Raw genomic sequence first — 15889 nt, 5'->3', positions numbered from 1 at the left:
ACCGCCACATCACGGCCGAGATGCTGTTCGAGGAGGCGATGCGCGCCAAGGTGCCGGTCTCGCTCGCGACCGTCTACAACACGCTGCACCAGTTCACCGAGGCGGGGCTGCTGCGCCAGCTCGCCGTGGACGGCTCGAAATCCTTCTTCGACACCAATCCGAGCGAGCATCATCACTTCTTCGTCGAGGGCGAGGAGGAGCTGATGGACGTGCCGGTCGAGATTCATGTCGGCGAGGTGCCCGCGCCTCCCGAGGGCATGGAGATCGCCCGCATCGACGTGATCGTGAGGCTGCGCCGCCGCCCCAACTGAGCGGCGCCTTTTCCCGCGACGGAAGGAAGCCCGGCCCTCGGCCGGGTTTTTTGTTGGGCGATCGACGCCGGGCGTTGGAAGTGGGCGACTGTCCCAGTTGGGTGGATAGTCGACTTTCGCTCTATGTGCTCAAGTCTGCGCCACTTGGCCAAAACCGCGAGGAGTGGCTGTGGGCCGAACAGTAATATGGTGCGCGCTGATATGCGCTATCCTAACGGCAACTGGAGGATGCGGACGGCACTGGAGCCGAGGCTGGGCCCCCGGGATGCCGCATGCTCCGAAGGTTTGGCCCAATCCACCGGCAGACTCGCTGAGGCCGATGCTGAAAGAGTGTATTGCTGACCGAGATCCGACGAAACTCGACGGTTTTCGTACCGAAGCTGACTATCCGATGTGGGGCTTGTTCGTTTCTGAGCGAGCCGCGGATGTTCGCCGCTGCATGGAGCTTAAAGGCTGGTTGGACTTGCCCACTTGGGCAGGTCCGTAGAGGAGGTTAGGGCGGCGATCAAACGTCCGCAACGGGTCGGAACTACCCCTTCATAGGGCCCCGCGCCGAGGCCCCCTATTCCACCGTCTCGTTCGGATAGACGCCCCAGAGGTGGTCCTGCTTGATGTAGCCGCTCGTTTCCGTGCCGATGACGACGCGGCACCAGCCCTCGCGGCAGGTCTTCACGTTGGCGATGACGTTGGGCTGCAATTGCGCGACGACCGTGGCGTGGTCGTCCGCCCTGGCATAGAGGGCGAGGGGCTGCGTGCCGGCCTTCGCCCACGGCATGACGAGGGCCGTGCGGCGGCCCGAGAGCAGCGAATGCAGCACCCAGCCCTCCGTGCCCTCCGCATCGCGGATGCGGCGCCATGTCTCGTATTCCGCCGTGATCTCGACCGGCAGCCCCGCCCGCTGGAACACCCAGGCCGTCCGGTGGTCCTTGGAGGGTCCCTCGCGCAGGTTCACCCGGTCCGTCTTCAGGCTGACATAGCGCGGCACGGGGAGGCCCGAGACCTTGCCGAGCGGGATCTCGCTCGCGGCCTCGCCACGCATCGGCAGGGCGGCGAGGAGTCCCCCGGCCAGCAGGGCGGCGAGGAGGCGGCAGGAGAAAAGGGACATGGGGGCGCTCCGCGATCCGATCGATTCCGCTAGAGCCGTTCCGCCTCGGGCGGAATCGACGCTTTTCTCTGGCTTCGACGCATTTTCTTCATGGAAGCCGGGTCCACCTCGCGCGAAAATGCTCTAGACGCGCCTTATAGGCATTTGCCAGGGTCCGCCATGGGACGGCTGGCCGCCCTTCGGGGCGCGCGCTCCCCATGTCGCCGCCAGACGGTTAATGCCGGGTGAAGCCGTTCGTTGTCCGGGTTCGCGAGGAGCCAAGATGTCGCCACGCAAGAAGCCTCTCGTCGTCGTCACGCGCCGCCTGCCGGAGGCGATCGAGACGCGCATGCGCGAGCTTTTCGACGCCCGGCTCAATCTCGAGGACGCGCCCATGGATTCGGCGGCGCTGATGGAGGCCGTCAAGGAAGCGGACGTGCTCGTGCCCACCATCACCGACGAGATCGATTCCTCGGTCCTCGCCCAGGCGGGGCCGAATCTGCGGCTGATCGCGAATTTCGGCAACGGCGTCGACAATATCGACGTGCAGGCGGCGCTCGCGCGCGGCATCACGGTCACCAACACGCCGGGCGTCCTCACCGACGACACCGCCGACATGACCATGGCGCTCATCATGGCGGTGGCGCGCCGCATCCCGGAGGGCGCCCGCCTCGTCCCGGACGACGAATGGACCGGCTGGTCGCCCACCTTCATGCTGGGCCGGCGCATCACCGGCAAGCGCCTCGGCATCGTCGGGATGGGGCGGATCGGCCAGGCGGTGGCGCGGCGCGCACGCGCCTTCGGCCTGTCGATCCACTACCACAACCGCCGCCGCCTCCCGACCGAGGTCGAGGAATCGCTCGAGGCGACCTGGTGGGATTCGCTCGACCAGATGCTGGCCCGCATGGACATCGTCTCGGTCCATTGCCCGCATACGCCCGCGACCTATCATCTCCTCTCGGCGCGCCGCCTCAAGCTGCTGCGGCCGGAGGCGCTGGTCGTGAACACCGCGCGCGGCGAGATCATCGACGAGAACGCGCTCGCCCGCCTGATCGAGACCGGCGAGATCGGCGGGGCGGGGCTCGACGTGTTCGAGCACGAGCCGGCGGTCAATCCGCGCCTCGTCAAGCTCGCACGGGCGGGCAAGGTGGTGCTCCTGCCCCATATGGGCTCGGCCACCCATGAGGGCCGGCTCGACATGGGCGAGAAGGTGATCCTCAACATCCGCACCTTCATCGACGGCCACCGCCCGCCCGACCGCGTCCTGCCCAGCATGCTCTGAGGGGTGGGGCGGTCGGGCGCGGCGATGCGTGCGGCTTGGCCCTTGCCCCCGGCCCCGCCATCCTGCCAAAGCTGGCGCAGGCGCCGCGGCGAAGCCGGGCGGCAGGGAGGACGGACATGGATCTCGGCGTCATCGCTGACGATTTCACGGGTGCGAGCGACATCGCCAACACCATCGCCAAGGGCGGCCTTTCCACGGTCCAGTTCCTCGGCCTTCCCTCGAAGCCCGCCCCCGCCTCCTGCCAGGCCGGAATCGTCGCGCTGAAGAGCCGTTCCATCCCGGCGGCCGAGGCGATCGCCCAGTCGCTCCAGGCGCTCGACTGGCTGAAGGCGCAGGGCTGCCGGCAATTCGTCTTCAAATATTGCTCGACCTTCGATTCGACGCCGGCCGGCAATATCGGACAGGTGGGCGAGGCCCTGGCGGCGAGGCTCGGCGTCAAGGGCGTCGTCGCCTGCCCCGCCTTCCCGACCACCGGCCGCACCATCTACCAGGGTCACCTCTTCGTCGGCGACAAGCTGCTGAACGAATCGGGCATGGAGAACCATCCCCTCAACCCGATGACCGATGCGAATCTGCGCCGCTGGCTCGCCCTCCAGACGAAGAGCCCCGTGGGCCTCGTCGCGTGGCCGACGATCCGGCAGGGCAGCGCGGCGGTCCGCCGCGCCCTCGACGAGGCGGCCGGGCGCGGCGAGACGCTGGTCATCGTCGATGCGGTCTCGGACGACGACCTCCTGGTGATCGGCGAGGCCCTGGCCGGGGTGCCGCTTCTCACGGGCGGCTCGGGCATCGCGCTCGGCCTGCCCCGCAACTTCCTCCGGGAGGGCGGGCGAAGCCCGGCGCCGGGACCTACAGGGGTGTGCCGGGGGACGAGATGATCCTTGCCGGCTCCTGCTCGAACGCGACGCGCGGGCAGGTCGAGCGCCACCGCGCCTCCCACCCGACGCTGCGGATCGAGGTCGCGGACGTCATGAGCGGCAAGGTCGGGCCTGAGACGATCCTCGCCTTCGCGGCGCAGAACCCGGGCAGGGCGCCTCTCGCCTATTCCTCCTCGACGCCCGAGCAGGTGAAGGAGGCGCAGGATCTGTGGGGCCGCGAGGCCGTGGCCGGCAAGCTCGACGATCTCTTCGCCGAGGCGGCCCGGCGCCTCGTCGAAGGCGGGGTGCGGCGCCTCGTCGTCGCGGGCGGGGAGACCTCGGGCGCCGTCGTCGGCGCGCTCGGCCTGCAATCCCTCGCCATCGGGCCGGAGATCGATCCGGGCGTGCCCGCCCTCTCCTCCACCGAGCGCCCCCTGGCGCTGGCGCTGAAATCGGGCAATTTCGGCGCGCCGGATTTCTTCGAGAAGGCGCTGGCGACGCTGGGGGCCGCGTGATGGAGGAAGCGCGGCTCCGGGCCGAGATGGTGCGGCTCGCCGCCTCGCTCTTCCAGCGCGGCTATTCGGTCGGCTCCTCGGGCAATATCAGCGCGAAGCTCGCGGACGGCCTCCTGATCACGCCGACCAATTCCTGCCTCGGCTTTCTCGATGCGGCGCGCATCTCGAAGCTCGACCCGGCCGGACGCCACGTCTCGGGCGACAAGCCCTCCAAGGAGGTCTTCCTGCACCAGGCATTCTACGAGACGCGGCCGCAGGCGGGGGCCGTCGTGCACCTGCACTCGACCTATGCGACGGCGCTTTCCTGCCTCGCCGATTCCGATCCGGCCGACATGATCGCGCCGATCACGCCCTATGTCGTGATGCGGGTCGGGCAGGTGCCGCTCGTGCCCTATGCGCGGCCGGGCGACCCGGCCATGGGCGATCTCGTGCGCGCGCTCGAAGGCCGCCACGCGGCGGTGCTCCTGGCCAATCACGGCCCGGTCGTGTCCGGGCCCGATCTCGCCTCGGCCGTCTATGCGGCCGAGGAGTTGGAGGAGACCGCGAAGCTCCTCGTGATCCTGCGCGGCCAGGAGACGCGCCGCCTCACGCAGGAGCAGGTCGACGAGCTGTCGCGCGTCTTCAAGCTGCGCTGACGAGAACCATCGGAGGATCCATGCCCCGCTTCACCGCCAATATCGCCTTCATGTTCGCCGAACTGCCCTTCCTCGACCGGATCGAGGCGGCGGGGAAGGCGGGGCTCGACAGGGTCGAATGCCATTTCCCCTACGAGCATTCCATCGCCGAATTGAAGGCGCGGCTCGACGGGGCGGGCATCCGCATGACCGGCCTCAACACGGTGCCGGGCGACACCGCGAAGGGGGAATGGGGCCGGGCCGGGATGATGGGCGCCGAGGATGCGTTCCGGCGCGATTTCGAGCAGGCTCTCTCCTATGCGACGGCGCTCGGCGTCTCGGGCATCCACACGATGGCGGCCAATGTCACGCCCGAGACCCGCGAGCGCTCGCTCGAGGTCTACCGCAGGAACATCGCCTGGGCCGCGAAACAGGCCGCGGGAACGGGCGTGAAGCTGCTGCTGGAGCCCCTGAACAGCCGCGACATGCCGCGCTATCTCGTCGGCACCTCGGACGAGATCGCGAGGATCATCGGGGAGATCGGCGAGCCGAACGTCACGCTGCTCTTCGACGCCTATCATATCCAGATCATGGAGGGCGACCTGACGAAGCGCTTCGAGCGGCATTTCGACAGGATCGGCCATGTCCAGATCGCGGCCGTGCCTTCGCGGGCCGAGCCCGACGACGGGGAGGTCGATTTCCGCTATCTGCTGCGGATGATCGACGCGAGCCCCTATGACGGCCTCGTCGGGCTCGAATACAAGCCGCGCGGCGAGACGGCGGCGGGATTGGCCGCCTGCCTCAAGGCGCTGGGCTGCTGAGGGGCGACCCTCAGGACGAGCTGCGCAGGCGCGGGAAGGGCGCGAAGCGCCCCGCGAGCCGGTCGAGCCGCGCGACCGTGCGGCCCTGGTCGAGCATGATGAGGCGGACGGCCGCGAAGGCGGCGATGCCGGCCAGCGCCGCTCCGCCGACGATGTCGAGCGGGAAATGCACGCCGAGATAGATGCGCGACCAGCCGACCAGGAGCCCGATGACGCCCGCGGCGAGGGCGAGCCGGAGGTGGCCGTAGATCGCCAGCACCGAGGCCCAGGCGAAGCAGACGATGGTGTGGTTGCTCGGGAAGGCGGCGCTCGGCCGATGCTCGACGAGGGTATGGCCGATGCCGAGCACGAAGGGCCGCGGCGTCGGCATGAAATGGCCGATGAGGCCGCTGGCCAGGAGCGCGCCGGCCATGGCGAGGCCGCCCACGATGGCCACGAAGCGCAATTCGCTCGGCCCCGCATACCAGACGAGGGCGAGATGCAGGGGCACGAGGAAATAGAGATATTTCGCGCACAGGATCGCGAAGGCGACGAGCATCGCGGGCGGCGCGTCGGAGGCGTTGAGCGCCAGGAAGAGCATATGGTGGAGGCTCGTCATGGCGCCTTGCTTTCATGTCGGTTCGACGACACTCGACGGGACGCGCTAAAGGAGTCTTAAAAGAGGCAGCCCGATCCATCGGCGCAGCATTCAAGCCCGAGACCGCCCCTCCGTGACGTCGCCCCCGATCGATTCCTCCGTCCTCTACGACATCGCGGTGATCGGCGGGGGCATCAACGGATGCGGGATCGCCCGCGACGCGGCCGGGCGCGGCCTCACGGTCTTCCTGTGCGAGCAGGGCGACCTCGCGGAAGCGACCTCCTCGGCCTCGACCAAGCTGATCCATGGCGGCTTGCGCTACCTGGAGCATCGCGAGTTCCGGCTCGTGCGCGAGGCGCTCTCGGAGCGGGAGGTGCTGTGGGCGATGGCGCCGCACATCATCCGCCCGGCGCGTTTCGTGCTGCCCCATCACAAGGGCCTTCGGCCCGCCTGGCTCCTGCGGCTCGGCCTCTTTCTCTACGATCACCTCGGGGGGCGGCGGCGCCTTCCCGGCACCCGCACCCTCCGGCTCGACCGGGACCCGGCCGGACTCCCGCTGAAGCCCGGCCGCTTCCGGCTCGGCTTCGAATATTCCGACTGCCGGGTCGACGATGCGCGGCTCGTGGTGCTGAACGCGCGCGACGCGGCGCTCCGCGGGGCGGAGATCCGCACCCGCGCGCGGGCGGTCGCGGCGGAGCGGGATGCGGATGAATGGCGCATCACCGTCGAGAATGTCCGGGACGGCGCGCGGGGCGCCGTGCGGGCGCGGGCCCTGGTCAATGCCGCGGGGCCCTGGGCGGACCATCTGCGCGCGGAGCTTCTGGGAATCCCCGGCCCCCCCAAGGTCCGGCTGGTGCAGGGCTCGCATATCGTGGTGCCGCGCCTGCCGGGCCAGGACGCGTGCTACGTCTTCCAGACGGGCGACGGGCGCATCGTCTTCGCGCTTCCCTATGAGGACGACTTCACGCTGATCGGCACGACCGATCGCGACTACGAGGGCGATCCGGCGGGGCCGCAGGCGAGCGCCGCGGAGATCGACTATCTCTGCCTCGCCGCGAGCCAGTATCTCGCCGCTCCGATCCGGCCTGCGGACGTGGTCTGGAGCTATGCGGGCATCCGGCCCCTCTATGACGACGGCAACGGGAGCGCCCAGGACGTGACGCGCGACTATGTTCTCGCGCTGGACGCGCCGGAGGCGCGCGCGCCCGCGCTCACGGTCTATGGCGGCAAGATCACGACCTATCGCCGCCTCGCGCAGGAGGCGCTTGGGCGCCTCGCCGCGAGTTTTCCGCAAGCCTCCGGGCCGTGGACGGCCGGCGCGCCGCTGCCGGGAGGCGATATGACGATCGACGGCCTGCCGGCCTTGGAGAAGGAGATCGCCCGGCGGGCGCCCTGGCTCGGCGAGGCGGGCGCGCGGCGCCTCGTGCGGCTCTACGGAACCGAGGCGCGGGCGATCCTCGGGGAGGCGCGCGGCGCGGACGATCTCGGCCGGGCCTTCGGCGGCGGCCTGACGGAGGCGGAACTCGTCCACCTGATGGACCGCGAATGGGCGGAGACGGCGCAGGACGTGATCTGGCGGCGCACGAAGCTCGGCCTCGTCCTCGACGAGGAGCAGGTGGCCGCCATCGAGTCCTATATGCTCGACCGGGCGGGCCTATAGGATCCGCCGCAGGAAGTCCTTCGTCCGCCCGTGCTGCGGGTTGCCGAGGACCTCGCGCGCCGGACCCTGCTCGACGATCACGCCGTGATCGATGAAGATCACCCGGTCGGCGACGTCGCGGGCGAAGCCCATTTCGTGCGTGACGAGCACCATGGTCATGCCCTCGTCGGCGAGGGCGCGCATGACGCCGAGGACTTCTCCCACCAGCTCGGGATCGAGGGCGGAGGTCGGCTCGTCGAAGAGGATGGCCTGGGGCTGCATGGCGAGCGCCCGCGCGATCGCGACGCGCTGCTGCTGGCCGCCCGAGAGCTGGCTCGGATAGCTGTCGGTCTTCTGGCCGAGGCCGACGCGCTCGAGGAGCGTGCGCCCCCGCGCGAGGGCGTCCGCGCGGTTCTCGCCCTTCACGTAGACCGGTCCCTCGATCACGTTTTCGAGCGCGGTGCGGTGGGGGAACAGGTTGAAGCGCTGGAAGACCATCGACAGGCGCGTGCGCACGTCGACGATCGAGCGGTGGTGGCGGTCGACCTTGATGCCGTCCACCGTGATCGTGCCGCCCTGGTAGCTCTCCAGCCCGTTGATGCAGCGCAGGATGGTCGACTTGCCCGAGCCCGAGGGCCCGATGATGCAGACCACCTCGCCCTTGGAGACGCTCGCGTCGAAGCCCTTGATGACCTCCAGAGAGCCGAAGCTCTTGCGCACGCCGGACAGCTCGATCAGCGCCATCGGCTCACCCCCTCGCCGTCCGCGCCTCGAGGCGCGAGACCAGGTGGATGAGCGGCAGGCACATGCACAGGTAGAGCATGGCGACCAGCGTGAAGACCGTCGTGTTCTGGAAGGTGGAAGAGGCGATGAGCTTGCCCTGGAGGGCCAGCTCCGCCACCGTGATGGTCGAGGCTTGCGAGGAATCCTTCAGCATCATCACCATGATGTTGCCGTAGGGCGGCAGCACGATCCTGAAGGCTTGCGGCAGGATCACCCGCCGCATGGTCAGCCACCAGCCCATGCCGATGGATTGCGCGGCCTCGATCTGCCCCTTGTCGATCGCCTCGATCCCGGCCCGGAAATTCTCGGCCTGATAGGCCGAATAGGCGATGCCGAGCCCGATGATGGAGGCGTGGAGCGCCGAGAGCGAGATGCCGAAATCGGGCAGCACGAAATAGATGTAGAAGAGCTGCACGATGATCGGGATGCCCCGGATCACGTTCACGAACACCTTCGCGATCCACGCCAGGACGGGATTGCCCGAGACGCGCATCAGCGCCCAGACGAGGCCGAGCAGCGTCGAGAGCACGAGGGAGCCGATCGTCACGAGGATCGTCAGCCACAGCCCCTGCGCCAGGATCGGCAGGAACTCGATCGATTGCTGGATGAAGGTCGTCACGGCCGCCCCCGCCGCGGCGCCGGGCCGGAATCAGTCCCCAAGCCCCCATTTGGCGAGGATCGTCTTGATGGTGCCGTCCGCCTTGAGCTTGGCGAGGGCCGCGTTGATCTGCTTCAGAAGCTCGCCTTCGTTCTTGCGCACGGCGATCCCGACCGAGCCCGTCACCATGGGCTTGTAGCTCTTGACGAGGCGCACGTCCTTGAAGCGGCCCTGCTGGAGATTGTAGGCGACGATCGGCGCGTCCGCGAAGCCCGCCTTCAGCCGGCCGGAATTCACGTCCCGCATGATGTCGGGGATATTCTCGTAGAGCTTCACCTCGGGGAACAGGCCGCTTTTCTGCAAGGGTTCGACGAAGGCCGTGCCGATCTGCGCACCGACCGTGAGGCCCTTGAGATCCTCCAGCGTCACGTAGTCCTTGGTGTCGGTCTTCGGGACGAAGAGACCGTCGCCATAGGTGTAGATCGGGTCCGAGAAATCGACGACCTGCTTGCGGGCCTCGGTGATGTACATGGCCGCCGCGATCAGGTCGATGCGGTTCGAGGTGAGCGAGGCGATCAGCGTCGAGAACTGCATCGGCTCGATCGCCACCTCGAACCCGGCCTCCTTGCCGACCGCCTTGGCGATGTCGACCATGACGCCCTGCATCTGGTTCGTGGCGGTGTCGAGGAAGGTGAAGGGCACTCCGGTCGGGGTCGAGCCGACCTTCTTCGTCGTCTGGGCGAGGGCGCCGGAGGCGAAGCCCGTCGATCCGAGCCCCACCGATCCGAGCCCGGCCAGCGCCAGCAACGTCCTGCGAACGAGCATCGAGCGATCCCTCCAGAATTTTCAGCATAAGACATGAGCGGGGGGCCGGCCGCAAGCGTCCCGGCGCGGCCAGCCATGCGGGAAAATCGCTTTGAGCGGCGGCGCGCGGCGCGCTATGGCGGAGCCCACTCCGGGAGGCCCCATGCCCGACGCCGCTTCCCCGCCGACCCATCTCTCCCTGTTCCTTGTCTTCTGCCGCATCGGCCTGACGAGCTTCGGCGGCGGCATCAGCGGCTGGCTCTTGCGCGAATTCGTCCAGCAGCGCCGCTGGCTCAGCGAGGAGGAATTCCTCAACGGCCTCGCGCTGTCCCAGGCTTTTCCCGGCGTCAACGTCTCCAACATGGCGATCTGGATCGGCTACCGGCTGCTCGGCACCTGGGGGGCGCTGCTCTCGCTGCTCGGCATCATCGTGCCGGCCGCCTTCCTGATCGTGGGGCTCGCCGCGGTCTTCTCCCTCCTCCAGCGCTATCCCCTGACCCATGTGGCTCTGACGGGGGCGGCGGCTGCGGCCATCGGCCTTTCCCTCAACATGGCCGTCCTGACCATCCGCCGCGTGCCCCGCCGGGCCGGGCCGGTCGCCGTCATGGTGCTGGCCTTCGTCGCCGTCGGCATCCTGCGCTGGCCCCTGCCCTGGGTAGTGCTCGGCCTCGGCACGGCGAGCGTCGCCATGGCCTATCGCCGGCTGGGGCGCCGCTCGTGAGCGAGGACCACACGGCCGCCCTCTGGGGCCTCGCGGCGGTCTTCGTGCCGCTCTCGCTGGTGACGGTCGGCGGGGGCCAGACGGTCGTCGCCGACATCCACAACCAGGCGGTCGAGCTTCGGCACTGGATGAGCGAGGCCGAGTTCCTGAACGCCTTCGCCGTCTCGCGCATGGCGCCGGGGCCGGGCACGCTGCTCGTGACGCTGATCGGCTGGCATGTCGCGGGGGCCTGGGGGGCGCTCGTCGCGACGCTCGCGATCTTCACGCCGACCGCGCTCCTCGTCTACGGCATGGCCCGGATCTGGCGCCGCGTCGGCGGCACCCGCGCGGCCCAGGCGCTCGAAGCCGGGTTGCGGCCGGTCGCGGCCGGGATGATCCTCGCCTCCGTCTACGTGCTGCTGGACGCGCTCGAGGGAGGATGGACGGCCCGCGCCATCACCCTCGCCGCGACGGCGCTCCTGATGCTCACCTCGATCTCGCCGCTCCTGCTCCTGGCGGGGGGCGCGGCGAGCTTCGTCGCGCTCTCCTTCCTCGGGCTGTAGACGCCCGAGGCGTGCCCCGACGCACGGTCCCGCGCTTTACGTCGCCTTAAATCAACCGCTCTAGCCTGATGTCCTGATCGAGCCTGCCGGCCCGGCCGGCTTGCGGCGTGGACCCTCTGGGAGGCGCGATTTTAATGGCTGACAGGCGGGGGGGCGGCCGCGTGCGGCGCGAGCCCACCTTCGGCCCGCCGGTGCAAGGGGGCTTCGATCTTTCTCTCTCCCGAGACGATCGGGTCGGGCGGTCCCGCCGATCGGGCGGAGGGGGCATGGCGAAGGCGAAGAAAGGCAAGTCCCGGCGCAGGTCCGGCCGCTCGTTCCTGGGCCGGCTGGTCTATGGCTGCGTGCTGCTCGCGCTCTGGGGCGGCATCGCGCTCGCGGGCCTCGTCGCCTATCACGCGACCCAGCTTCCCCCCATCGACCAGCTCGCGGTGCCGCGCCGCCCGCCGAACATCGCCATCGTCGCGGCCGACGGCACGCTCCTCGCCAACAAGGGCGAGACCGGCGGCCGCACCGTCTCGCTGAAGGAATTGCCGCCCTACCTGCCGAAAGCCTTCCTCGCCATCGAGGACCGGCGCTTCTATTCGCATTTCGGCGTCGATCCGCTCGGCATCGCCCGCGCGATTCTCAAGAACGTGACCGGGCGCGGCGGCATGCAGGGCGGCTCGACCCTGACGCAGCAGCTCGCCAAGAACCTCTTCCTGACCCAGGAGCGGACGGCCTCGCGCAAGATCCAGGAGGCCATCCTCTCGCTCTGGCTGGAGCACAAATACTCGAAGGACCAGATCCTCGAGCTGTATCTCAACCGCGTCTATTTCGGCGCCGGCGCCTATGGCGTCGAGGCCGCCGCGCAGCGCTATTTCGGCAAGCCGGCGCGGGAGGTTACTGTGGCGGAGGCGGCGATGCTCGGCGGCCTCGTCCAGGCGCCGTCCCGCCTCGCGCCGAACCGCAATCCCGAGGCGGCGCGCGCCCGCGCCGCCCTCGTCCTGGCCGCGATGCAGGACGAAGGCTACATCAAGCCCGAGCAGCAGAAGGAGGCGCTGGCCCATCCCGCATCGGCCAAACGCCGCGCCGGGGCGGGCTCCGCCAATTACGCCGCCGATCTCGTCATGGACGTGCTCGACGACTTCGTGGGCGAGATCGAGAGCGACGTCACCGTCACCACCACCATCCTGCCCGTCCTCCAGAGCGCGGCGGAGAAGGCGCTCGTCGAGGAGCTCGCCCAGAAGGGGGGCAAGTTCGGCGTCGAGCAGGGCGCGCTCGTGGCCATGCGCCCGGACGGGGCGGTGCGCGCGCTGGTCGGCGGGCGGAGCTATGCGGACAGCCAGTTCAACCGGGCGACGACGGCGAAGCGCCAGCCGGGCTCGTCCTTCAAGCCCTTCGTCTATCTCGCGGCCCTGGAGCGCGGCCTGACGCCGGACGACATCCGCCAAGACGCCCCGATCACGATCAAGGGCTGGAGCCCGGAGAACTATTCGCGCGACTATCGCGGCCCTGTGACCCTGCGTGAGGCGCTCGCGCATTCGCTCAACACGGTCGCGGTGCGTCTCTGCCAGGAGGTCGGGCCCAAGGCCGTGATCGCGGTCGCGCAGCGGCTCGGCATCTCCTCGCCGCTCAAGCCCAACATTTCCATTGCGCTCGGCACCTCGGAGGTGTCCCCGATCGAGATGGTCGGCGCCTTCGGCGCCTTCGCCAATGGCGGGACGGGCGTCATTCCCTATGTCGTCGCGGAGGTGAAGGCGACGAGCGGCAAGGTGCTCTATCGGCGCAAGGAAGGCGGCCTCGGCCGCGTCGTCAGCCCGGCGGCGGTCGGCATGATGAACGCGATGATGCGCGAGACGGTCGCCAGCGGCACGGCCCGCAAGGCGGATATCCCGGGCTGGGAACTCGCCGGCAAGACCGGGACGAGCCAGGATTTCCGCGACGCCTGGTTCGTCGGCTACAGCGCGACGCTTGTCGCGGGCGTCTGGCTCGGCAACGACGACGGCAGCTCGACCCGGAAGGTCACCGGCGGCAGCCTGCCGGTCGAGGTGTGGCACCGTTTCATGAAGACGGCACTGGCCGGCCAGGAGCCGCAGCCTCTTCCGGGCTCCTCGGGCTGGCGCGGCGCGAGCACGGCGCGGGCCGCGCCGCAGCCGGGTTCGGCCGCCCCGACACGCACGGGCTCAGTGAAGCCGCGCGGCCCCCAGGACGGCCCGCTCGACGGGATCGGGAACCTGCTGGAGAAGCTGCTGGGGGGCTGAGGATTGATCCTCAGCCCTTTGCGATCCCGCTCTCCTCGACGTCCCAGTAGAGGCCCGTCATCACCGCGAGCGCCTCGCGCAGCAGGCCGGGCGGCAGGTGCTCGTTCGGGGCGTGCTGGGAGCAGCCGTTATAGGAATGGGGCACCCAGATCGTGGGCAGGCCGAGGATGTCGGAGAAGGCGTCGTTCGGGAGCGAGCCGCCGAGATTGGGCAGGAGCAAGGGCGTCGCCTCCGAGGAGCGCCGCATCGAGCCGAGCGCCCAGGAGACCCAGGGGCTCGCCGGATCGAGGCGCGTCGCCGGGAAGACCTCCTCGCGGGACGGCTCGACCCGGACATGGCCGAAACCGTGCCGGTCGAGATGGCGGCGAAGCGCCGGCACGATGTCGTCCATCTCGACGCCGACGGGATAGCGAAGCTGGCACCGCGCCCAGGCGCGGGGCGGCACGGCGTTGACCGGGCCCTTGGGATTGCCGCTCTCCATGGCCAGGATCTCGAAGGAGGACCAGCCGACGACCTTCTCGGGCCCCGTCAGGCCGGGCTCCCCCCAATCGGGGTCGATGGCCGGGGCGTCCGGGCCCATATCCATTTCGAGCCCCGCAAGGGCCTCGCGCACCGCCGGAGGCAGGCCGCCCGCCGGCCGCCATTCGGGCACCAGGATCTCGCCGGTCGGGCTCGTCACGGTCGCGAGGGCATGGACGAGCTGGATGGCAGGGCTCGACAGGAGCCCGCCCCAGTTGCCGGAATGATGCCCGCCCTCGCGCGCGTCGATGAAGACGTCCATCGAGGCCCCGCCGCGCGTGCCGAGATAGATGGTCGGGCGCTTGCGGTCCGGCCGCGGGCCGTCCGATCCGATCAGGACGTCGGCCCGGAGCAGGTCGCGATGCGCGCGGCAGACCTCCCGCAAGCCCGGCGATCCGGCCTCCTCGCCGGTCTCGATGAGCCATTTCGCGTTGAAGCCGAGCCGGCCGCGCGTCTTCAGCACCGCCGCCTGGGCGGCGAGGTTGACCGAGTGCTGGCCCTTGTTGTCGGCGATGCCCCGGCCGTACCAGAGCCCGTCCCGCTCGGTCAGCGTCCAGGGCGAGAGGCCCGGCAGCCATTGCTCCTCGAGGCCGCGGATCACGTCGCCGTGGCCGTAGCCGAGGACGGTGAGGAGGGAGGGGTCCTCGATGCGCTCGGCATAGAGGAAGGGTCCCTTGGCCTTGGGCTCCTCGATGATGCGGCAGGAAAAGCCGAGCGCCCCGAGGCGGGGCGCCAGCTCCTCGGTGAGGTAGCGGCGCAGTTCGCCCGCCCGCTCGGGGTTCTGGCTCTCGGTCGGGATCGCGACGCGGCGGGCGAGATCGGCCCGGAAAGCGCCGCTGTCGAAATGCTCCAGCGCCTCGGCGATGGCGGCTTCCCGGGTCATGTCGCGTCCTCTCGCTAGGGGTGGGGGCGGGCTAGATGTCCCGCCGGATCAGCGTTCCCGCGCCGTAATCGGTGAACAGCTCCAGCAGCACCGCATGCGGAACCTTCCCGTCGAGGATGACGACGGCCTCCACCCCCCGCTCGAGCGCGTAGATGCAGGTCTCGATCTTCGGGATCATCCCGGCCGTGATGGTGCCGTCCGCGATCAGGCCGCGGCATTTCTCGATGGTCAGCTCCGGGATGAGGTTCTTGTCCTTGTCCAGGACGCCGGGGACGTCCGTGAGGAGAAGGAGGCGCTTGGCGCCCATCGCGCCCGCGATGGCGCCCGCGAAGGTGTCGGCATTGACGTTGTAGGTCTGACCCTCTTCCCCCGTCGCGAGGGGGGCGAGGACCGGGATCAGCTCGGATTTCAGGACCGCGTCGAGCACCGAGCGGTCGACATGGTCCGGCTCGCCGACGAGGCCGAGATCGACCGCGCGCTCGGTCTTCGAATCGGGATCGACAATGGTGCGGCTCGCCTTGCGCGCGCGCACCATCATGCCGTCCTTGCCGGAGAGGCCCACTGCCCGGCCGCCCTCGGCGCCGATCCAGCCGACGATCTGCTTGTTGATGGAGCCGGCGAGCACCATCTCGACCACCTCGACGGTCGGCTCGTCCGTGACCCGCAGCCCGCCCGCGAAGGTGGAGCGGATGCCGAGCTTCTCCAGCATCCGGCCGATCTGCGGGCCGCCGCCATGCACCACGATCGGCTTCACGCCCGCCTGCTCCAAGAGGACGATGTCCTCGGCGAAATTCTCCGCCGCCTCCCGGTCGCCCATGGCGTGGCCGCCATATTTCACGACCACGATTTCCTGGTCGTAGCGCTGCATGTGCGGCAGGGCCTGCACGAGCACTTCGGCCCGCACATGCGCGTTCGGCAGGGTGTCTGTCATGGGCGTCTCCGGGGAACTCGGCCGTCAGGCGGCCGATTGGCGCGGTTTGCGGCTGGTGCGGTCGAAGGCGAGGGTGATTCGCATGCCGGGATGGCTTTCGTCCCGGCCCCACTCGGCGCCGAGCTTGACCGCCATGGCCCGCACGATCTTGCGGCCGAGCCCCTCGTCGGC

At 69.5% G+C, this 15889-nt stretch carries 17 protein-coding genes; 10 read left to right on the top strand and 7 right to left on the bottom strand.

The features are described 5' to 3' along the window. The coding region (gene irrA / locus PKD06_RS11860) for an iron response transcriptional regulator IrrA (protein ID WP_324380389.1) at positions 1-311 on the top strand (311 nt) is incomplete at its 5' end. A gap of 562 nt (positions 312-873) precedes the next feature. Here the strand turns inward: irrA and PKD06_RS11855 are convergent. Beyond that, positions 874-1350, bottom strand: a complete 477-nt coding sequence (locus PKD06_RS11855; RefSeq protein ID WP_324380393.1) for an SH3 domain-containing protein — start codon at positions 1348-1350, stop codon at positions 874-876. Between the two features lie 328 nt (positions 1351-1678). On the opposite strand from PKD06_RS11855, the gene PKD06_RS11850 reads away from it, so the two are divergent. From PKD06_RS11850 to PKD06_RS11830, 5 genes are all read left to right on the top strand, one after another. Beyond that, complete coding sequence (locus tag PKD06_RS11850; protein ID WP_324380388.1) at positions 1679-2677, top strand: D-glycerate dehydrogenase; 999 nt, start codon at positions 1679-1681, stop codon at positions 2675-2677. 116 nt (positions 2678-2793) lie between these two features. Beyond that, positions 2794-3552, top strand: a complete 759-nt coding sequence (otnK, locus tag PKD06_RS11845; RefSeq protein ID WP_324380387.1) for a 3-oxo-tetronate kinase — start codon at positions 2794-2796, stop codon at positions 3550-3552. Next, positions 3549-4046 carry a nucleotide-binding domain containing protein gene (locus PKD06_RS11840; RefSeq protein WP_324380386.1) on the top strand — a complete coding sequence of 166 codons (498 nt, stop codon included), beginning with the start codon at positions 3549-3551 and terminating at the stop codon, positions 4044-4046. Before otnK ends, PKD06_RS11840 begins: the two co-directional genes overlap by 4 nt. After that, complete coding sequence (otnC, locus tag PKD06_RS11835) at positions 4046-4681, top strand: 3-oxo-tetronate 4-phosphate decarboxylase (protein WP_324380392.1); 636 nt, start codon at positions 4046-4048, stop codon at positions 4679-4681. Before PKD06_RS11840 ends, otnC begins: the two co-directional genes overlap by 1 nt. Before the next feature lie 20 nt (positions 4682-4701). Then, positions 4702-5481 carry a TIM barrel protein gene (locus PKD06_RS11830; RefSeq protein ID WP_324380385.1) on the top strand — a complete coding sequence of 260 codons (780 nt, stop codon included), beginning with the start codon at positions 4702-4704 and terminating at the stop codon, positions 5479-5481. A 10-nt stretch (positions 5482-5491) separates the two neighbouring features. On the opposite strand, the gene PKD06_RS11825 is transcribed toward PKD06_RS11830, so the two are convergent. Beyond that, complete coding sequence (locus tag PKD06_RS11825; protein ID WP_324380384.1) at positions 5492-6079, bottom strand: undecaprenyl-diphosphatase; 588 nt, start codon at positions 6077-6079, stop codon at positions 5492-5494. Between the two features lie 112 nt (positions 6080-6191). Here PKD06_RS11825 and glpD point away from each other — a divergent pair, with 112 nt between their 5' ends. Then, positions 6192-7718 carry a glycerol-3-phosphate dehydrogenase gene (gene glpD, locus PKD06_RS11820; RefSeq protein WP_324380383.1) on the top strand — a complete coding sequence of 509 codons (1527 nt, stop codon included), beginning with the start codon at positions 6192-6194 and terminating at the stop codon, positions 7716-7718. Here glpD and PKD06_RS11815 read toward each other — a convergent pair. From PKD06_RS11815 to PKD06_RS11805, 3 genes are read right to left on the bottom strand one after another with little or no spacing between them, the layout of a single operon-like run. Beyond that, complete coding sequence (locus tag PKD06_RS11815) at positions 7713-8435, bottom strand: amino acid ABC transporter ATP-binding protein (protein WP_324380391.1); 723 nt, start codon at positions 8433-8435, stop codon at positions 7713-7715. The genes glpD and PKD06_RS11815 overlap by 6 nt on opposite strands. A gap of 10 nt (positions 8436-8445) precedes the next feature. Further along, the gene (locus tag PKD06_RS11810; RefSeq protein ID WP_324380382.1) at positions 8446-9099 is read right to left on the bottom strand and encodes an amino acid ABC transporter permease; all 654 of its coding nucleotides are present in this window, start codon (positions 9097-9099) and stop codon (positions 8446-8448) included. A gap of 30 nt (positions 9100-9129) precedes the next feature. Beyond that, positions 9130-9903 (bottom strand): ABC transporter substrate-binding protein, encoded by a 774-nt coding sequence (locus PKD06_RS11805; RefSeq protein WP_324380381.1) that lies wholly within the window; start codon positions 9901-9903, stop codon positions 9130-9132. A gap of 142 nt (positions 9904-10045) precedes the next feature. Here PKD06_RS11805 and PKD06_RS11800 point away from each other — a divergent pair, with 142 nt between their 5' ends. The 3 genes from PKD06_RS11800 (at position 10046) to PKD06_RS11790 (ending at position 13385) form a co-directional block, all read left to right on the top strand. Then, positions 10046-10603 (top strand): chromate transporter, encoded by a 558-nt coding sequence (locus PKD06_RS11800; protein ID WP_324380380.1) that lies wholly within the window; start codon positions 10046-10048, stop codon positions 10601-10603. Continuing rightward, positions 10600-11145, top strand: coding sequence for a chromate transporter (locus PKD06_RS11795; RefSeq protein ID WP_324380379.1), 546 nt, complete (start codon positions 10600-10602; stop codon positions 11143-11145). Before PKD06_RS11800 ends, PKD06_RS11795 begins: the two co-directional genes overlap by 4 nt. A gap of 134 nt (positions 11146-11279) precedes the next feature. Then, positions 11280-13385, top strand: a complete 2106-nt coding sequence (locus PKD06_RS11790; RefSeq protein WP_324380378.1) for a PBP1A family penicillin-binding protein — start codon at positions 11280-11282, stop codon at positions 13383-13385. Positions 13386-13395: 10 nt separating this feature from the next. Here the strand turns inward: PKD06_RS11790 and PKD06_RS11785 are convergent, their stop codons facing one another. Next, positions 13396-14787: a M20 family metallopeptidase gene (locus PKD06_RS11785; RefSeq protein ID WP_324380377.1), complete on the bottom strand. Its 1392-nt coding sequence runs from the start codon at positions 14785-14787 to the stop codon at positions 13396-13398. 31 nt (positions 14788-14818) lie between these two features. Next, positions 14819-15718 carry an acetylglutamate kinase gene (gene argB / locus PKD06_RS11780; protein ID WP_324380376.1) on the bottom strand — a complete coding sequence of 300 codons (900 nt, stop codon included), beginning with the start codon at positions 15716-15718 and terminating at the stop codon, positions 14819-14821. Positions 15719-15889 lie beyond the last annotated feature (171 nt).

This window comes from Enterovirga sp. (genome assembly GCF_035325185.1).
In the GTDB taxonomy this organism is placed as follows: Bacteria; Pseudomonadota; Alphaproteobacteria; order Rhizobiales; family Beijerinckiaceae; genus Enterovirga.
This window is presented reverse-complemented; position numbering and strand designations above follow the sequence as displayed.

Coding starts and splice junctions, on each gene's coding strand:
- PKD06_RS11855 (WP_324380393.1), bottom strand. CDS start 1,350: ATGCGTGGCGAGGCCGCGAGCGAGATCCCGCTCGGCAAGGTCTCGGGC.
- PKD06_RS11850 (WP_324380388.1), top strand. CDS start 1,679: ATGTCGCCACGCAAGAAGCCTCTCGTCGTCGTCACGCGCCGCCTGCCG.
- otnK (WP_324380387.1), top strand. CDS start 2,794: ATGGATCTCGGCGTCATCGCTGACGATTTCACGGGTGCGAGCGACATC.
- PKD06_RS11840 (WP_324380386.1), top strand. CDS start 3,549: ATGATCCTTGCCGGCTCCTGCTCGAACGCGACGCGCGGGCAGGTCGAG.
- otnC (WP_324380392.1), top strand. CDS start 4,046: ATGGAGGAAGCGCGGCTCCGGGCCGAGATGGTGCGGCTCGCCGCCTCG.
- PKD06_RS11830 (WP_324380385.1), top strand. CDS start 4,702: ATGCCCCGCTTCACCGCCAATATCGCCTTCATGTTCGCCGAACTGCCC.
- PKD06_RS11825 (WP_324380384.1), bottom strand. CDS start 6,079: ATGACGAGCCTCCACCATATGCTCTTCCTGGCGCTCAACGCCTCCGAC.
- PKD06_RS11805 (WP_324380381.1), bottom strand. CDS start 9,903: ATGCTCGTTCGCAGGACGTTGCTGGCGCTGGCCGGGCTCGGATCGGTG.
- PKD06_RS11800 (WP_324380380.1), top strand. CDS start 10,046: ATGCCCGACGCCGCTTCCCCGCCGACCCATCTCTCCCTGTTCCTTGTC.
- PKD06_RS11790 (WP_324380378.1), top strand. CDS start 11,280: ATGGCTGACAGGCGGGGGGGCGGCCGCGTGCGGCGCGAGCCCACCTTC.
- PKD06_RS11785 (WP_324380377.1), bottom strand. CDS start 14,787: ATGACCCGGGAAGCCGCCATCGCCGAGGCGCTGGAGCATTTCGACAGC.
- argB (WP_324380376.1), bottom strand. CDS start 15,718: ATGACAGACACCCTGCCGAACGCGCATGTGCGGGCCGAAGTGCTCGTG.